The organism is Marinomonas piezotolerans (assembly GCF_003362755.1).
Taxonomy (GTDB): Bacteria; Pseudomonadota; Gammaproteobacteria; order Pseudomonadales; family Marinomonadaceae; genus Marinomonas; species Marinomonas piezotolerans.
Genome location: NZ_QKRA01000006.1, coordinates 16,645 through 33,994 on the forward strand (window position 1 = coordinate 16,645; position 17,350 = coordinate 33,994).

Consider the following 17,350-nt stretch of genomic DNA (forward strand, 5'->3'; position numbering starts at 1 on the left):
GATTATAAAATGAGTTTCTAATCGCTTTATAGGTACAAGATTTATCTTTTCAATGCCTAGGTGTCATTTTTTTGACACTCATCATCCATCAAACCAGACAAGCGTCGCCATGCGACCTGTATCATGGTCACGACGATAGGAGAAAAAGCGCTCTGGATCATTGTAAGTACAAAATTCGCCGCCCAATATTGTCTGACAGCCATGTTGCAAAAGTCTCAATCTCGCAAGGCTGTACAAGTCGCCCAGCCATTTTCCACTGCGCGTGCTGGGAGTAAAAGCAGACATCGCATTCGCATCTTTCTCTATAAACGCAGCGCGTACCTCGCCCCCGACTTCAAAGGCACTTGGGCCAATTGCTGGCCCAAGGTAAGCAACAACGCTAGAAGGGTCTTTAAAACATGCCAATGTATTTTCCAATACGCCACCACAAAGGCCTCGCCAGCCCGCGTGGGCAACAGCCACTTCATCCCCCGCTCTAGTCGCAAACACCACCGGCAGACAGTCAGCCGTTAATATCGCACAAACCGTATTGGGTGTGTTGGTATAAGCCGCATCCGCCGTTATCGCCCCTCCTTTAGGAAGCGTCGCAACGTCACAGCCGTGCACTTGATTTAGCCAGTAAACAGAACCTGGATGCTGAGTTAGTCGCTTTAACTCTTCGCGATTGTAAGCGACAGCTTCAGCGGCATCACCGACATGTGCACCTATATTAAATCCATCAAATGGCGCTTGACTCACTCCTCCCTTACGAGTCGTCACATATGCTTTGACCCGCTCAGGTACAACCCAATCAACAGATAAAACAGAATCCATATCATCCACCTAACAAAAAAGGCAGCCTTCGCTGCCTTTGTTCAAATTATCCCCACACTATTTGAAGGGCTTACATGTAATGCGTCTTGCCGCCATTATGTAGGTCTGCTTCTAATACATCGATAAGCGCCTTCATATCCTCCGGCAGGTCTACTTCCCATTCCATCCATTCGCCAGTCACAGGGTGAGACAACTCCAGCTTTTTAGCATGCAATGCTTGACGACGAAACCCCCGTAGCGCTTCTTGCAGTTCAGGGGAGCACCCCTTAGGCATTTTCAGACGACCCGCATACTGCGGATCACCGACTAGCGGATACTGAATAAACGCCATATGCACACGTATCTGGTGAGTACGCCCTGTCTCTAGCTTTAAACGAATATGCGTATGGTTATTGTAACGCTTCACTAACCGATAATGGGTAATTGCCTCTTTACCATTTACAGGCTCAACCGCTTGCTTTTGACGATTATGTGGGTGTCGGCCAATAGGCTCGTCCACAATACCACCACCCGTCATGGCTCCGATAGCGATGGCCTCATACTCACGCCCCATGCTGCGATCTTGTAGCTGTGTCACGAGATCCGTCTGAGCAATCAGTGTTTTCGCAACAACCATTAGCCCTGTCGTCTCTTTATCTAAACGATGCACAATTCCAGCACGAGGAACCGTGGCTGTTTCAGGTGCATGATGAAGAATCGCGTTAAGCAAGGTACCATCACTATGGCCAGCGGCAGGGTGTACAACGAGTCCTGCTGGCTTATTAATAACCAAGATATCATCGTCTTCATAGACAATAACTAAAGGGATGTCCTGTGCGGTGTGAACAACTTGCTCCTCAAGCTCAACATCCAACGTAATAACCTCGCCACCAAAGAGCTTTTCCTTGGGTTTGGTTTTACTACCATCGACTAAGAGAACACCATCTTTGATCCAGCTTTGGATTCGCGAACGTGAGTAATCTGAAAACAATTCGGTTGCAATTTGATCAAATCGCTGACCAGAAAAATCCAGTGTAACTTGGGCTTCTTTTACTATGCGCTCTGCCATACAATAAACTTTCTTTGCTCTATGCTGCGTCATCTCGACGCGAAATATGTCAATTGCATAGCTATCATGAAAATGGCTATGCCGCTTTTACTAGGGTTGTATTATACATGGGATTCATTAAGACGTTGTCACGATTTCTGACAATTGCCACCATTTACTCGGTTCTGACAGCCTGCTCAAGCCAACCTACGGTGGAGCCTGACCTTCCTGAGAAAGAATACTTCAACAAAGGGCAAGAGGCCTTAGAGAACAATCTAGCTTCTGTGGCCATCAAAGAATTCAAAGATCTTGAGACTCGCTACCCATTTGGCGACTATGTTGTTCGTGCACGCTTGGATCTTATCTACGCCGAATTCAAAGCTGCTAACTATATTTCTGCACATGCTTCGGCAGAGAGATTCATAAAAAATTACCCAAACAATAATGCACTCGACTATGCATACTATATGCGGGCACTGTCTACCTACAAAGGGGCTGAAACACTATCTGGACGCTTCCTAAACCTTAATCCTGCAGAGCGAGATGCGTCCGAATTTAATAAATCATTTGGTGAATTTGCCGATTTTCTGATGCGCTTCCCTAATAGCGAATATGCACCCGATGCAAAGGCACGTATGCTGCACTTGCGCAATATGATCGCACAACATGAACTATCCATCGCTCACTATTATTTCGAGCGTAAAGCGTCTATCTCAGCATTAAGACGAGGACAAGAAGTCATTCAACACTATCCCTCTACACCATCTGTTGAAGAAGCTCTAGCGGTAACCATACAGGCTTATATGAACCTCGATCTTTATGAGAACGCCCAGACCAATCTGGCGATATTGCGCAACAACTTTCCAAATAGTCGCTACCTTGATAATGAGCAAAAATTTATCCCATTTGAGCTGCCTCGTGAAGCCGATCCAGATACTCTTTACTGGGTCAGCCTTGGCTTAATCGACTAACAAAAACCTTCAATGTCCACATACTAAAAAGCCAGGCAATGCCTGGCTTTTTTTAAACCCTATGCCAGATCAAACAATCGTGACATTTTCAGCTTGCGGACCTTTCTGCCCTTGAGTCACTTCAAAAGTAACTTTTTGACCTTCAAGCAAAGTACGGCGACCAGTACCATTGATTGCTCGAAAATGAACAAAAACATCCGAGCCACCATCACGCTCAATGAATCCAAATCCCTTCTCGTCGTTAAACCATTTAACGATACCGGATACCAATTGATCTGACATATAAACCTCTTTTCTTATGCTGCTTTAAAAAGCAGTTTATTTAGCATACGGCTTCGTTTCATAAACGAAGCATTGTTCCTTGGTGCTATTTATTCTGAATAATTTGATTCAATTTTAAACAACAGCCTTTTCGATAATATGACGACTAAAGAAAAATAGAAAGATCATATTTACACAAAATGTGCACAGATTTCCCCTTTTCAACCATCTAGCCAGCATAATCTAAAAGCATACCTTCTTAACATGACAGCTGTTTTACATATTAAAAACCAGTTAGCGCACCAGATCGACTCACCATCAAAACGTCATGCACCAAAAAATTCAAAAAAGGCATAAATATTGCTTAACATCGCACCAATGTAGGGAATTGCCCCATGGACGAAAAAACAAGCTTCATATCGAGGCAAAAAATAAAACCAACCAACCATTTTGGTGCATAAATCATTGGAGCCCTTTTGTGGATAATATCAATAGCGCAGTTGAGACTCTCGTCTCAAGCTCAAACACTCTCTTTATTCTACTGGGTGCAATCATGGTGTTTGCCATGCATGCCGGGTTTGCATTCTTAGAAGTCGGCACGGTTCGACATAAAAACCAAGTCAATGCACTGGTTAAAATCATGACCGATTTTGCAATATCTGCATTGGTGTATTTTTTTGTAGGCTATCAAATTGCCTACGGTGTTAACTTCTTTGAAAGTGCTGAAACGCTCGCTGAAAACAATGGCTACGCCTTAGTTAAGTTCTTTTTCTTAATGACCTTTGCTGCCGCGATTCCCGCTATCATATCGGGCGGTGTTGCGGAGCGCGCCAAGTTCTACCCGATGCTTGTTTCAGCGGCAATGATCGTTGGCGTCGTCTACCCATTTTTTGAAGGCATTATTTGGAACGGTAACTACGGTATTCAGGACTGGCTTGAGGTAACGTTTGGAGCACCGTTCCATGATTTTGCAGGATCTGTTGTGGTGCATGGTGTTGGGGGCTGGGTAGCCTTAGCAGCGATTACATTATTAGGCACTCGTAATGGCCGGTTTCGTCAAGGAAAACTAGTAGCTTTTGCCCCCTCCAACATTCCGTTCTTAGCGCTCGGCGCTTGGATTCTTTGCATAGGTTGGTTTGGCTTTAACGTTATGTCAGCTCAAACGCTAGACAGCATTAGCGGTCTTGTTGCTGTCAACTCTCTTATGGCTATGGTTGGTGGTGTATTAACGGCTCTCATCGTCGGAAAAAATGATCCAGGCTTCATTCATAATGGACCGCTTGCAGGATTGGTTGCGATTTGTGCTGGGTCAGATCTAATGCACCCAATTGGAGCCCTTGCAACGGGCGCTGTAGCTGGGGTGCTGTTTACATTACTGTTCACTTGGATGCAGCAGAAACTACATAACGTCGACGATGTGTTAGGTGTTTGGCCTTTACACGGAGTTTGTGGTGCATGGGGCGGAGTTGCGGCCGGCATCTTCGGCTCAACGAATCTAGGTGGATTAGGTGGCGTTAGCCTAGCCAGTCAACTCGTCGGCACCGTGATGGGGATAGGCATTGCATTGCTAGGCGGCTTTATCGTTTACGGCGTCACAAAAGCCATCAGCGGTATTCGTCTAACAGAGGAAGATGAATTCAATGGCGCAGACCTTTCTATTCACAAGATAGGCTCCATTGGCAAAGAATAGATAATATTTAAAAGAGGGATGCAGGTAATGCCTCCCTCTTTTTGCTATGCTGCGTTGATTATCATATGACTATTTTACTATGCATATCTGGCTACTGACTCACCCTGAAGAATTCAAGAAGCAAAATGGAACAGGGAAACTTGTCATACAGACGCTCCCACATTTAACAACCGCACTCACTTGGCATCGCACAGCTCCCTCGGTAGAACTCACAGAGCTACCAGTAGAGCGCACATTACTCATATATCCAGAAGCAGACCTGACGCTAGTCTCTACTGAATGCTCAAATGATGCGACCCAACAAACAATCGAACACATTATTTTGATTGACGGTACATGGCAGCAAGCTAGAAAGATATATAACCGAAGCCCATATTTACATCGTTTTAAAAAATTTGAGATCAAAGGTCAGCAATCGATCTTTACACGACGCCGTAATCAAATAAAAAACGGACTCTGCACAGCAGAATCCGTCATTTACCTTCTCAAGACTTTCTCACCAGAGATGAGTGAAGCTAATAAGCTTGAAGAGACATTCTTAACGTTTAACCAACAAACCTTACACCACGACTAACTCAATCTGGCCAACACCTTCAACCGCCGCATTAATCCTGTCTCCTACCACAACTGGACCCACATTTTCAGGCGTGCCTGTCATAATCAGGTCACCAGGATGTAGCTCAAACTGTTCGGACAATTTCACAATCACCTCAGCAATACTCCAAGTCAGATGAGTAAGATTGCTGTCTTGTTTCATTACTGAGTTAACAGCTAGAGAAATGCGTCCCTCTTTCATCAAATCAGCGTCTTTCCGCAACATTATCTCGGAAATGGGTGCGCTGTTGGAAAACGCTTTCCCTGACTCCCATGGACGTCCCTTTTTCTTTGCCTGAGCTTGCAAGTCGCGTCGCGTCATATCCAACCCGACAGCGTAACCAAGTACCGAAGCATCGGCTTGCTCCAATGTCAGTGATTGCCCTCCAGCCCCCAATGCAACCACCAACTCCACTTCATACTCAAATTGTTCCGTGCCAACAGCATAAGGAATCTCTGTAACGCTAGAAAAGGATGCAGGCACTATACATGTGCGGTCTTTACAGAAAAAAAACGGCAAGTCTCGAGTTGGATCATCCCCCATCTCTCTTGCATGCTCAGCATAATTTCGACCAACACAATATACTCTTCGTACAGGAAACACCTGGCCCGTACCAACAATAGGTAAAAAAGTGATCGGTTCAGGTGCTACGATGTAATCAGATGACATATGCTCTCCACTTTTTTCAAAAATGCCCTATTTTCAGCCACAAAATCACTTCGGCTTCAACTTTACAATCAGACCAGTTTAACATGGGCGTTCGCAACCAACTGAGTGCTGGCAACGACACACCCGCATATTCAATATCACCGCGAATAATAAGCATCTCTAATGAGCCCTGAAACCAATCACACAGTAGGTCTTTTGTCGAAGGGGTGACGCAAACCAAACATACTTGCTCATCGCCAAATTGATGAAGTACCACAGGCACTCCCGGCACCAATTGATCTGACTCAACCTTTGTCACAACATGCTCTTGATCACTGGGCTGAAATTGATGCAGTTTTACAAACAAGACACACCCATCCTTACTATATGGCGCATGACTTGAACCTGGGGGGTTTCGGAAATAACTACCTGCCGGAAAATCTCCACTTTCATCTGAAAACACTCCCTCTAGCACTAGAATCTCTTCACCCAAAGGGTGTGGGTGTGCACGAAACACAGAACCTGGCAAATAACGTACAATACTAGTCGCGTGACCTCGCTCTGCAGACTCACGCGCTAAAGGCTTACGCTCAACCCCAGGCATTGGACTAGAAAGCCAAGGTTCAAGCTGTAAATTGACCATCACCGTTGCATCGAATTCCATATTCAGCATATGAGCACACTCTGATCATTTTATGATCGGATTAGTCTATATGTTCAAGGTTCTGTCAATCAATGACTAATTTTTGACATAAAAAAGGCACTTAGGATAAACCAAGTGCCTGTAAATGTTCCAATAGATCAATCTGAATACAGAAAAAGACATACGGAACCTTGAATGAACACATTTAACGTAAGGCTTCTGTTATGAAGAAGCCTTATAGTAAATGCACTCACATACTGGTAAAACTAGAATAAGTACGTAGCACCTGCAGCAGTAACACTGTCTTCAGAGGCCCCAGTCTGTCCAAACTCCGCATAAACATACATGTTTGATGCAAGGTCATACGTCGCACCAACACCGTAGTTATCGTAATCGTCTGCATTATTCTGGTCTGGGGATACAACTTGATACGTCGCATATACATCACCTAGACCATATGCATAGCGAGTGCCCACACCATAACGAGTTGCTTCATCTTTCGTATCTTCAACCTTAGCGTTTACAGATAGAGCAGGGGTAACTTGGTACGCAGCCGAGAGACCGTATGTCGGCTCAACATTATTCAATGTTGTTTGACGATCATCGTAACCAGCGGCTAATGTCAGTGCATCAACAGAATACTTCACAACAAGTGTAGCAGCCGTTCCATTTTCAGCATCCTGAGTAGCCGGAGTAGTGGTCGTGTCTGTTGTGTCGTTGCTGCCTTTTACTTGGGCAGACACCTGCACTTCAAAGCCATTCATCGATGGTGAAAAATACGCGATTGTATCGCCTTGAGATGTCAGCGCATTACCTGATACCGCGACATACTCAAACTGATCAAGACCATCTTGGATTGCATTATTGTAAATGCTATCAAATGAGCCTAATTGCACTTTACCAAAGTGACCTTGTAAACCAACATACGCTTGATCTAGACCTAGACTTACGTCACTGCTCTGTTCATCTGCATCGGCTTCAAGCTCGTATTTAAAAAAGCCCGTGATATCTTGGTTGATTGCCGTGCTGCCTTGTAAGCCAAAAGTAGAACCGTTGTCACTGAGCTCAGAGCCATTGCTATCAGAATCAGCGTAAACCATCTGAATGTTACCGTACGTTTCTAAATTTGACGTATCTTCTGCTGCAAAAGCGGTGACAGAAGATGTCGCTACGCTTGAAACTGCCAGAGCCACAAGTGTCTTTTTCATAAAGCGATTTCCTTTCAGTTGAGTAATTATTTATATAAACGCTCGATCTATGCAAGCTACAAACAAACAATGCAACATTCACACTAAAAAAATCAACTTAAAGCAAACTAATTGCTAATTACATTTCATATATGTGCTAACTCACTTCACATTCATACGAAACCGAATATCAAGAAAAAACAATAAAATTAATTAAAAACAAATACTTAAGTCAAAAATACACCTTTTTCAGAGATGAGAAATCGATATAAGCGAAAATAGTAAGCCATAAAAATGCACATTCTAATCAAAACTATGCTTGGATATTTCTATTTCAGTTGAAAGATAGTCATCATATTCATAGCTTTGTCGTTATTTTGTTATTAATTTATAAATATAAGCTAATATAAACATGCATCTTGCATAGAGCGCATTACATAAATGTTTGGTAATCTTGCTCTCCGTTAAGAGGAGCTCAATTTGGAATACACAATAGCGTCGATTTTTTTGTTAATCGGCACCGGAGTCCTAGCAGGAATAATAAATACTCTTGCAGGTGGAGGATCCAACCTTACTCTACCAGCGCTAATGGTGATGGGGATGCCCGCAGACATCGCAAATGCGACGAATCGAGTAGGCGTATTATTACAAGGTTTAGTAGGAGTTAGAGGGTTCCATAAAGCGGGAAAAGTCGATGCATCCGACTTCGTGCCGGTAATGATACCAACTTTGACAGGCGGAATTATCGGTGCCTACATAGCATCTTATGCGCCTGAGTATGTATTAAAACCCCTACTCTTAACCGCCATGCTATCGATGACAATTATTATGATTATCAAACCCAGCGTTATTTCTCCGCCGGCGGGCACAACCCCCTTTAAAGTAAAACAGCGCCCCAGTGCTTGGATTGCTCTTTTTATAACGGGTATTTATGGTGGATTCGTTCAAGCAGGAGTGGGATTTCTACTGATCACCGCGCTAGCCGGGACCTTAAGATATGATTTGGTTAGAACAAACGCCTTAAAAATGGTCTGTACAATTGGGTTTACAAGCGTGGCACTTGTAGTCTTCATATGGAACGATCAGGTACTTTGGGTACCAGGTTTGATTCTAGCATGCGGCACCATGGCAGGCTCTTTTGTAGCAGTCAAATTCGCTATTAACGCAGATCCTAAACACCTAAAGTGGTTTTTACTTGTTATGACTTGTTGCGGCTGCATCGCAGCATTATTCAGCGAATAAAAGTAACGCAATAAAAAAGGCAGCCATTGGCTGCCTTCTCGATAAACGTAAACTCTAAATTATAGAGGTTTAACGTTTTGAGCTTCAGGGCCTTTTTTGCCTTGAGCTACTTGAAATTCAACTTTTTGGCCTTCTGCAAGAGTTTTGAAGCCAGCAACGTCGATTGCAGAGAAGTGAACGAATACGTCAGGACCAGACTCTTGAGTGATGAAGCCAAAGCCTTTAGTTTCGTTGAAAAATTTAACTGTACCAGTTACTACGTCTGACATTTTGATATTCCTGTTTGAAATAAGATATTTTTGGCTATATTTCTACAGCCGGGCAGTGCTTAAAAAACTCGGTCTTACTTATGACAAAACAGGACAAACCGTATTCTGGTCGCAAGCGACACTGTACATAAATAGCGCCAATTAATTAAACAACTCGATTGTACGGCTGTTTTATTAATCGGGTCAACTCAAAACTCGCACTTTTTTGTAACTTTGTTCTCGCTTCGAATCTAGCTCCTCATTGCTTGCCTCACATCAACAATAAAGCAAACAGGTCCTACACGAACGTCATATCTCGATTTATAGTGATTGAAATATTCCTCCCCTAGGAGCACGACATGAAAGTAGCCGTTTTTTCTTGCAAGCCATATGACAAACGCACCTTACTCGCTGCAAGTGACGAACACCAAGAAATTGAGCTGTTTTTCTTCGAAAGCCGCTTGAGCTTAGAAACAATCTCTTTAGCGGAGAACTTTGATGCAATTTCATGCTTTGTTAACGATGATTTAAGTAGACAAGTCATCGACCGTTTGGCTTCATACAACGTGAAAGCCATTGCGTTGCGTTGTGCTGGTTATAACAATGTCGACCTATGCTGCGCAAAAGCTCATAAAATCCCTGTATTTCACGTTCCTGACTATAGCCCTACCTCTGTCGCAGAACATGCCGTCGCACTAATAATGACACTAAACAGAAAAACTCATCGTGCTTACCATCGAGTTAAAGAGGGTAATTTTGCGCTAGAAGGTCTGCTAGGATTCAATTTAGAAGGGAAAACTGTTGGTTGCATCGGAACAGGCCGAATTGGTGCCGCGTTCTGTAGGATTATGATTGGCTTCGGCTGCAACGTTTTATGCTATGACATCGAAGAAAATCGCCATGTCGTCAGCCTCGGAGCTGAATACACAGATTTAGAAACTCTTTACTCTCGCAGTGATATTATCAGCTTACACTGTCCGCTCAATGCCTCCACACACCACTTAATCAACAAGCATTCTCTATCGCAAATGAAGCCTGGTGTGATGATCATTAACACAAGCCGTGGCGCACTCGTTAATGCACAAGAAGCGATTGACGGATTATACAGAGGCCAAATTGGCTATTTAGGGCTTGATGTTTACGAACAAGAAGGAGACATGTTCTTTGAAGATATGTCTGACAATATAATCTACGACAGCGTTTTCCAATTGTTATTAACCTTTCCTAACGTAGTCGTCACCGGCCACCAAGGTTATTTCACCGATATCGCATTGCATCATATCGCCGATACAACGCTAGAAAACCTAAAACAAATGCTCTCCGAGGGTGGTGAGTACAAACGAGAGCTCACTTTTAAAAACTAACGGAACACTAGCCGTCGTATTCGAATTTCGGCAAATCATCATTAAGACTGTACCAGCAGGATTTTTCAGCGACATAAATGTGCTTTTCAGGTGCAATGTTCGGGTCGCTGTCTAGTATACCCAACGCTATGTCAATGTGATTGGGAAAGTCTTTGTTATAGTAGTAGACACTACAGCCGCAGTCTTTGCAAAATCCTCTACGAACACGCTCAGAGGAGGCATAACGCCGTATTCGTTTCTTTCCTGTCAGCCAAACAACATCCTGTTTCATGCAAGAACCGTAAGCGGCCCCCCCTCCTCCATGGCTTTTTTGACATTGTCGACAATGACAAATGTTTGCACTAATAAAAGGAGACGCAAGCTCGAAAGCAACAGCACCACATAAACAAGAGCCTTTCACGTAAGGTGATCCTCTTCAAAAGTCTGGCGTCATTATGCCAAAGTAACTCGATTACTCAATTCATCCGCTCAAAAAAACATAATTTTTATTATATAAACGGTTGTAGTTTTGCATGCCAAGCCTACAATTATTAACCTATATTATTTTACGTATATCAAGCATAAAACCTATGAATATAAATAAGATCGATTTGAACCTGCTAATCTACCTTGACGTGTTACTAAGAGAGTGCAACGTCACTCGCTCGGCTAATAAGCTGAACATCACACAGCCCGCCATGAGTAATGGTCTTAAACGACTAAGAGATCTTCTTGGAGACCCTCTATTAGTTCGCACAAGCGAGGGGATGAAACCGACTGAAAAAGCACTACGCCTACAACCAATTGTACGCAAAGTACTGCTAGAACTTGAAGAAGCGCTGCAACCTGAAGCGGACTTTAACGAAAAAACATCAACTCGTGTCTTCCGCATCATGGCGAGCGATTACGCTGCCTCCACAGTCATACCTAGATTACTCAATCGTTTACGTGAAAATGCTCCAGGTATCACGATCGACATCATGACACCCAGCGACGTGACATTCCACGATGTTGAAGCAGGCAAAATCGACATGGCCATTAACCGATTTGAAGAGTTACCGCAGTCATTCCATGAGCGAAGCGTATGGCATGATACCTTTGTTTGCATGATGGCAGCAGATAACCCTGTTGCTAAAAACTTTACCTTAGAAACCTACTTAGAGGCACAACACATTTGGGTAAGTAAAACGGGGTTCGGTGTTGGCGTTGGCATGGACCCAACAGATGTCCAAAAACTTGGCTGGGTAGATGAAGCCCTACAACGGCAAGGTAGGAAGCGCAGCATTCGAGTGTTTACTCGGAGTTATCACACAGCCATGCATCTTGCGCTTGAGCAAGACCTTATCGCTACGTTACCAAGAAAAGTAGCAATGATTAATCGCAACAACCCTGACCTAGTTATTTTAGAGCCCCCGTTCGCCATCCCTCCCATCGAACTAAAAATGATCTGGAGCCCTTTGCTTCATCACGATGCCAGCCACATTTGGTTTAGAAAGCAGGTCATTGAGCTGGCAAACGAACTTAAGTCTCAAAGCGCTCGACTATAAGAACAAAGAGATGTCTATCAAGCTCGCTGGAATACATCACGCCGCCATTATCTGCTCTGACTACGAACAGTCAAAGCACTTCTATACACAGTGCTTGGGGCTATCAATTCTCAGAGAAACATTTCGTGCGGAAAGACAGTCTTATAAACTTGATTTAAGTCTAAATGATGGAACACAAATAGAACTCTTCTCATTCCCAAATGCGCCTGAGCGCCCCTCTTATCCGGAGGCACAAGGGCTGAGACATTTAGCGTTTAAGGTAACGAACTTAGACCAAGCGATCGAATCCCTGAGACAGCACCATATTGACGTTGAGACAGTTCGTATCGACGAACTAACAGGTAAACGTTACACGTTTTTTTCTGACCCCGATGGCTTACCGTTAGAATTATACGAAGCATAAAAAAACGCGCCCAAAGGCGCGTTTTTTTATATCTAAGTGGCTCGAATTAAAGCTTGCCGCCATTCTCACCCAAGTAAGACGCCACACCATCTGGTGTATTAACCATACCTTTATCGCCTTTGTTCCAGCCAGCTGGACACACTTGGCCGTTCTCTTCAAAGAACTGAAGTGCATCAACTATACGTACTAGCTCGTCCATGTTTCGACCAATAGGTTCGTCATTAACAATTTGAGAGCGAACAAAACCTTTCTGGTCGATGACAAATGATGCGCGCATCGCAACACCAGCTGGGTAGTAAGAGTCGCCGCCCTCAGACTCAATGCCATATGCTTGAGCGATTGCATGATCCATGTCACCAGCCAAAGTATATTCAACAGCACCAATGCCGCCTTCTTCAACTGGAGTATTGCGCCATGCATTGTGAGTAAAGTGCGAATCGATAGAAACACCCACTACCTCAACACCCATCTCACGGAACTTCTCCATACGGTGAGACATCGCAATGATTTCTGAAGGACAAACAAAAGTGAAGTCCAATGGGTAGAAGAATACAATTGCGTATTTACCCTTGATCGCCTCTGCTAGATTAAACGAATCAACAATTTGACCGTCTGCTAGCACTGCTGGTGCTGTAAAATCAGGCGCTTTCTTACCGACTAAAATAGACATAATTTCCGTTCCTCTTAACCACATCTGTAAAATTCAAACCAAAATCACTTGGTCTTCACTTGCTTTACGTTAAAGCCCAGCGCTTATTCCTCAGAAGGCGCTGCTTCTTTAACTAAACTCTGCAACTCGCCATTCGACGCCATTTCTACAATGATGTCACAGCCACCAACCAGCTCTCCCTTAATCCAAAGCTGCGGGAAAGTAGGCCAGTTAGCATACTTAGGCAGTTCTGCGCGAATATCTGGATTCTCCAATATATTCACAAATGCAAAACGTTCACCACAGGCCATCAATGCTTGAACAGCTTGAGCCGAGAAGCCACATTGAGGCATGCGAGGCGTGCCTTTCATGTAAAGCAGAATATCATTGCTAGTAATTTGCTCTTTAATCGTTTCAATTGTGTTACTCACGATCAGTCGACCTCACCTTATCTATCGCTACCTATGTAGCTAATGTGTATTAGTGCGTATGCCAGAAAGTATGGGGGTAAACGTATTTTTTACAACCCCGTATCGTGCAAATCCTTTGACAAATCCCTCTTTACTAGTGGGCAGCAGTGTATTAAATTGGCCGATTCCCTAATTACTGGTTAAATTCTTAACAGGAGCTTATCGTGTCGCCGAGACATTTTTTGACTCTGAAGGACTTATCGTCTGATGAGCTAAAGCAATTACTTTCACGGGCTATCGAGCTAAAAACTATGCATCGTGAAGGTACGGAGTACCAGCCTTTGAAAAACAAAGTGCTCGCGATGATTTTCGAAAAGTCTTCCACCCGAACTCGGGTATCGTTCGAAGCAGGTATGGCACAATTTGGGGGCCATGCATTGTTTTTATCTCCTCGCGATACACAACTTGGTCGTGGTGAACCTGTGGAAGACAGTGCGCGAGTCATTTCTAGCATGGTTGATGCGGTCATGATCCGGACATTTGACCATAAAATGATTGAGACATTCGCAGCAAACTCATCTGTACCTGTTATCAATGCGCTAACCGATGACTACCACCCTTGCCAGCTTTTGGCCGACATGCAAACGTACCTAGAACATCGTGGCTCCATCGCTGGTAAAAAAGTTGTTTGGGTAGGCGATGGCAATAACATGTGCCACTCTTATATGAATGCAGCAGATTTACTGGACTTCCAGCTCGTCGTAGCCTGCCCTGCAGGGTACGAACCCAACGATGAAATCATGGCGGATAACAAGCATTGTGTTACTGTTACAAACAGTGTTCAAGAAGCGGTAAGCAACGCCGACCTGGTTGTCACAGATGTATTTGCTTCAATGGGCCAAGAAGACGAGCAAGAGCAACGAGTCAGAGACTTCAACGGCTTTCAAGTCAATCAAGAATTGATGTCATTAGCTAAGTCTGATGCGTTATTTATGCACTGTCTACCTGCCCACCGTGGTGAAGAGGTGACAACAGAAGTTATTGACCACCCCGACTCTGTTGTGTGGGACGAAGCAGAAAATCGCCTACATGCACAAAAAGCATTGCTTGAATTTTTGATCTGTAACTAAGACAATCTCGTAAGGCTCGTTGTTAGCAATGTCTAACACGGGCCTTTTTTACACACATTGAGCTGAATTTAGTTCAAACAAAAGAGATTAGTATGAGCATAATTGAAGTTAGGCACCTTAAAACACTCACCGCCCTACGCGAGACAGGCAGCCTAGTCGAAGCAGCAGAGCGAGTTCATTTGACTCAATCTGCTTTATCACATCAACTCAAAGATCTCGAAGAAAAACTAGGCTGCCCTTTATTCATTCGCAAAACGAAACCTGTGCGCTTCACCAGCGCGGGATTACGATTGCTGCAGCTTGCGGATGACGTGTTACTATCTTTTCGTTCTGCACAGCGTGACATTCAACGGTTCGCTGAAGGTGAAAGTGGGCGCCTACATATAGCTATTGAATGTCACAGTTGTTACGAGTGGCTCATGCCAACCATTGACCACTTTCGAGAACACTGGCCCGATGTAGAATTAGATTTATCGACAGCCTTTAGTTTTATGCCACTGCCTGCACTTGCCAGAGGTGACTTAGACCTTGTGGTAACGTCTGATCCTCAAGATCTACCTAACATTGAATACATTCCCTTGTTTCAATACGAATCTCAAGTGGCTCTTTCCCGACATCATGCGCTGGCTAAAAAAGACTACTTATTGCCTGAAGATTTCATCAACGAAACTTTAATCACTTATCCAGTTGAATCAGAGCGATTAGATATTTTTAAGCATTTTTTAATGCCTGCAAGCGTGTCTCCTGCAAAAGTACGCCACAGTGAGTTAACACTCATGATGATGCAATTGGTCGCCAGCGGTCGTGGAGTTTGTTGTCTACCTAACTGGGCATTAACGGAGTACACCAACAGGCAGTATGTAATTACTAAATCACTCGGAGAAGAAGGAATCTGGTGTAAGCTCTATCTTGCAATTCGCAAAGATCAAAGAGACAACGCTTATATGGAAGATTTAATTACTACCGCCTCAAAGACATGCTTCAAAAACTTAAGAGGCATTCTTTCACCTGATCTATGATAGTAACGCTTAGATAAACTAACTTAGGCTGTTTTGGTGTTGGCTTCGGGACCATATCAAACTAAACTTTGCACCGCCCAACTCACTACCATCCACCAACACAGCACCACCATGCCAAAATGCTATGCGCTGAACAATGGCAAGGCCAAGTCCATAGCCGCCCGAAGCGCGCGTACGACTGTTATCTAAGCGCTGGAATGGAATAAACACTTTATCTCGGTCTTCAACAGGAATACCTGGTCCATCATCCTCAATGTCTACTTGCCAACGTTCGTTATCAACAGTAAAGGTAATCGCTATAATGGAATTGGCATACTTCGACGCATTGAGTATGAGGTTCTGCAACGCTCGATGGAGATGATGTGCGTCCGCAGTGACAATATCATCATCACTGACTTCCACTCTAACGTCAAAGCGTTGTAATAAGGGCTGATTATGATCAACGATACCATTCAGTAACTGACGGATGCTGGTCTGCTCAAAGTTTAAGGCCAATGACCCCTCCTCGAGTTTGCCGTAAGTTAACACTTCATCAACCAATGTGTTCAATTCCTCCACATCGATTTCCAAAGCGCTGACTGAAGCTTCCTGCTCCTCGGTAACATCATCCTTCAGTGCCTCTAACCCAAACCGTAAACGAGCAATCGGCGTTCTTAACTCATGAGAAATGGCATTGATCATTTCACGCTGGACCTTGAGCAGCCGCTGTATATGTGATGACATTGAGTCAAATGAATAGGCCAATTCTTTCAGTGTTCCAGAGCTGTCCACTACCCCTTGAGGCAAGCTACTTCGGCCACGAGCAATCTGCCGAGTTACGGTTTCAAAGTGGACCCGTTTCTGATCTAAGCGAGTCAACTCGACCCAAATCAATATCAATAGCGCAGCAATTGAGATGATAATGATAAGAATGACAGCACCGCCTAATGAAAAAGCAGACCCTAACTCAATACTTATTAGCCAGCTGCTGTCATCAGCATCTAGCCACAAGATAGACGATGTCCCCTCATTTAACTGAATCATATCAATGCCTGACATAGAACTAGTTAAATAGGCGCTTGGATTAACTTCGGTAAGGTTAATATACGTAAGAGACTGTAGAGTCTCCAATTTTGCTGAAACTAGCGCAGCAGAATGAAGATAGTATCTCAGCAAACTCGCGACACTAAACCCTTCTACTGGCTTTAGCTCGCCCTCTAGAAATAATGTATCTTCGTTAAAAACTCGGACTGATTCCGACGAATCTATAGTTAACCATTTAATTTTGGGAGGGGTGAGCAAGGGCTCGGGCTCTGACAGCACCTGCCAGTTGAATCGAGAATACTGACTAATGGTGCTAGCAGTAAACACACCTTTAGATAAAAGTTGAGCAGAAAGCTCAACATCAGAGTTCATGTAGCGATGAATTTGATCTGATTCATAGCGACTTTGAATAAACTCAATAGCGCCATAACACACGAGTAATATTATGGCCCCTCCAATCAGGATGTGCCGATAGAGGCGCCATATATCACTTCTCATAAG

Annotated in this window: 20 protein-coding genes; 9 read left to right on the top strand and 11 right to left on the bottom strand. The window is 43.9% G+C overall.

Features of this window, described 5'->3' with window-relative positions; genetic code table 11:
- Positions 1-81: 81 nt before the first annotated feature.
- Complete coding sequence (pgeF, locus tag DN730_RS12630; protein ID WP_115468508.1) at positions 82-813, bottom strand: peptidoglycan editing factor PgeF; 732 nt, start codon at positions 811-813, stop codon at positions 82-84.
- 70 nt (positions 814-883) lie between these two features.
- Positions 884-1,861, bottom strand: a complete 978-nt coding sequence (gene rluD, locus DN730_RS12635; protein ID WP_115468509.1) for a 23S rRNA pseudouridine(1911/1915/1917) synthase RluD — start codon at positions 1,859-1,861, stop codon at positions 884-886.
- A 107-nt stretch (positions 1,862-1,968) separates the two neighbouring features.
- Between rluD and DN730_RS12640 the strand changes: the two genes are divergently transcribed.
- On the top strand, positions 1,969-2,811 hold the full coding sequence (locus DN730_RS12640) for an outer membrane protein assembly factor BamD (protein ID WP_115468510.1): 843 nt from the start codon (positions 1,969-1,971) through the stop codon (positions 2,809-2,811).
- A 69-nt stretch (positions 2,812-2,880) separates the two neighbouring features.
- On the opposite strand, the gene DN730_RS12645 is transcribed toward DN730_RS12640, so the two are convergent.
- Entirely contained in the window at positions 2,881-3,093 is a 213-nt protein-coding gene (locus tag DN730_RS12645; protein WP_115468511.1) for a cold-shock protein, read from the bottom strand.
- 457 nt (positions 3,094-3,550) lie between these two features.
- Between DN730_RS12645 and DN730_RS12650 the strand changes: the two genes are divergently transcribed.
- Positions 3,551-4,762, top strand: coding sequence for an ammonium transporter (locus DN730_RS12650; protein ID WP_115468512.1), 1,212 nt, complete (start codon positions 3,551-3,553; stop codon positions 4,760-4,762).
- A 79-nt stretch (positions 4,763-4,841) separates the two neighbouring features.
- On the top strand, positions 4,842-5,336 hold the full coding sequence (locus tag DN730_RS12655) for a tRNA-uridine aminocarboxypropyltransferase (protein ID WP_115468513.1): 495 nt from the start codon (positions 4,842-4,844) through the stop codon (positions 5,334-5,336).
- Here the strand turns inward: DN730_RS12655 and DN730_RS12660 are convergent.
- The 3 genes from DN730_RS12660 to DN730_RS12670 form a co-directional block, all read right to left on the bottom strand.
- Positions 5,322-6,026 carry a fumarylacetoacetate hydrolase family protein gene (locus DN730_RS12660; RefSeq protein WP_115468514.1) on the bottom strand — a complete coding sequence of 235 codons (705 nt, stop codon included), beginning with the start codon at positions 6,024-6,026 and terminating at the stop codon, positions 5,322-5,324. The two genes, DN730_RS12655 and DN730_RS12660, sit on opposite strands and share 15 nt — an antisense overlap.
- Before the next feature lie 16 nt (positions 6,027-6,042).
- Positions 6,043-6,678 carry a cupin domain-containing protein gene (locus DN730_RS12665; RefSeq protein ID WP_115468515.1) on the bottom strand — a complete coding sequence of 212 codons (636 nt, stop codon included), beginning with the start codon at positions 6,676-6,678 and terminating at the stop codon, positions 6,043-6,045.
- 236 nt (positions 6,679-6,914) lie between these two features.
- Positions 6,915-7,856, bottom strand: coding sequence for a porin (locus DN730_RS12670; protein WP_115468516.1), 942 nt, complete (start codon positions 7,854-7,856; stop codon positions 6,915-6,917).
- Positions 7,857-8,315: 459 nt separating this feature from the next.
- On the opposite strand from DN730_RS12670, the gene DN730_RS12675 reads away from it, so the two are divergent.
- Positions 8,316-9,077 carry a sulfite exporter TauE/SafE family protein gene (locus DN730_RS12675; RefSeq protein ID WP_115468517.1) on the top strand — a complete coding sequence of 254 codons (762 nt, stop codon included), beginning with the start codon at positions 8,316-8,318 and terminating at the stop codon, positions 9,075-9,077.
- 59 nt (positions 9,078-9,136) lie between these two features.
- Here DN730_RS12675 and DN730_RS12680 read toward each other — a convergent pair whose 3' ends face one another.
- A complete protein-coding gene (locus DN730_RS12680; RefSeq protein ID WP_115468518.1) occupies positions 9,137-9,346 on the bottom strand; it encodes a cold-shock protein in 210 nt (69 codons plus the stop codon).
- 338 nt (positions 9,347-9,684) lie between these two features.
- Between DN730_RS12680 and DN730_RS12685 the strand changes: the two genes are divergently transcribed.
- Positions 9,685-10,689, top strand: coding sequence for a 2-hydroxyacid dehydrogenase (locus DN730_RS12685; RefSeq protein ID WP_115468519.1), 1,005 nt, complete (start codon positions 9,685-9,687; stop codon positions 10,687-10,689).
- A 7-nt stretch (positions 10,690-10,696) separates the two neighbouring features.
- Here DN730_RS12685 and DN730_RS12690 read toward each other — a convergent pair whose 3' ends face one another.
- Positions 10,697-11,089: a GFA family protein gene (locus DN730_RS12690; RefSeq protein WP_115468520.1), complete on the bottom strand. Its 393-nt coding sequence runs from the start codon at positions 11,087-11,089 to the stop codon at positions 10,697-10,699.
- A gap of 169 nt (positions 11,090-11,258) precedes the next feature.
- Between DN730_RS12690 and DN730_RS12695 the strand changes: the two genes are divergently transcribed.
- Complete coding sequence (locus tag DN730_RS12695) at positions 11,259-12,215, top strand: LysR family transcriptional regulator (RefSeq protein ID WP_115468709.1); 957 nt, start codon at positions 11,259-11,261, stop codon at positions 12,213-12,215.
- Positions 12,216-12,225: 10 nt separating this feature from the next.
- Complete coding sequence (gene gloA2, locus DN730_RS12700; protein WP_115468521.1) at positions 12,226-12,618, top strand: SMU1112c/YaeR family gloxylase I-like metalloprotein; 393 nt, start codon at positions 12,226-12,228, stop codon at positions 12,616-12,618.
- Between the two features lie 46 nt (positions 12,619-12,664).
- On the opposite strand, the gene DN730_RS12705 is transcribed toward gloA2, so the two are convergent.
- Together DN730_RS12705 and grxD are read right to left on the bottom strand one after the other, a co-directional pair.
- Entirely contained in the window at positions 12,665-13,288 is a 624-nt protein-coding gene (locus tag DN730_RS12705; RefSeq protein ID WP_115468522.1) for a peroxiredoxin, read from the bottom strand.
- A gap of 83 nt (positions 13,289-13,371) precedes the next feature.
- Complete coding sequence (grxD, locus tag DN730_RS12710) at positions 13,372-13,698, bottom strand: Grx4 family monothiol glutaredoxin (RefSeq protein ID WP_115468523.1); 327 nt, start codon at positions 13,696-13,698, stop codon at positions 13,372-13,374.
- A 203-nt stretch (positions 13,699-13,901) separates the two neighbouring features.
- Here grxD and argF point away from each other — a divergent pair, with 203 nt between their 5' ends.
- Positions 13,902-14,807 carry an ornithine carbamoyltransferase gene (gene argF / locus DN730_RS12715; RefSeq protein ID WP_115468524.1) on the top strand — a complete coding sequence of 302 codons (906 nt, stop codon included), beginning with the start codon at positions 13,902-13,904 and terminating at the stop codon, positions 14,805-14,807.
- A 92-nt stretch (positions 14,808-14,899) separates the two neighbouring features.
- The gene (locus DN730_RS12720; protein WP_115468525.1) at positions 14,900-15,826 is read left to right on the top strand and encodes a LysR family transcriptional regulator; all 927 of its coding nucleotides are present in this window, start codon (positions 14,900-14,902) and stop codon (positions 15,824-15,826) included.
- A gap of 18 nt (positions 15,827-15,844) precedes the next feature.
- Here the strand turns inward: DN730_RS12720 and DN730_RS12725 are convergent, their stop codons facing one another.
- Positions 15,845-17,347 carry an ATP-binding protein gene (locus tag DN730_RS12725; protein ID WP_115468526.1) on the bottom strand — a complete coding sequence of 501 codons (1,503 nt, stop codon included), beginning with the start codon at positions 17,345-17,347 and terminating at the stop codon, positions 15,845-15,847.
- Positions 17,348-17,350 lie beyond the last annotated feature (3 nt).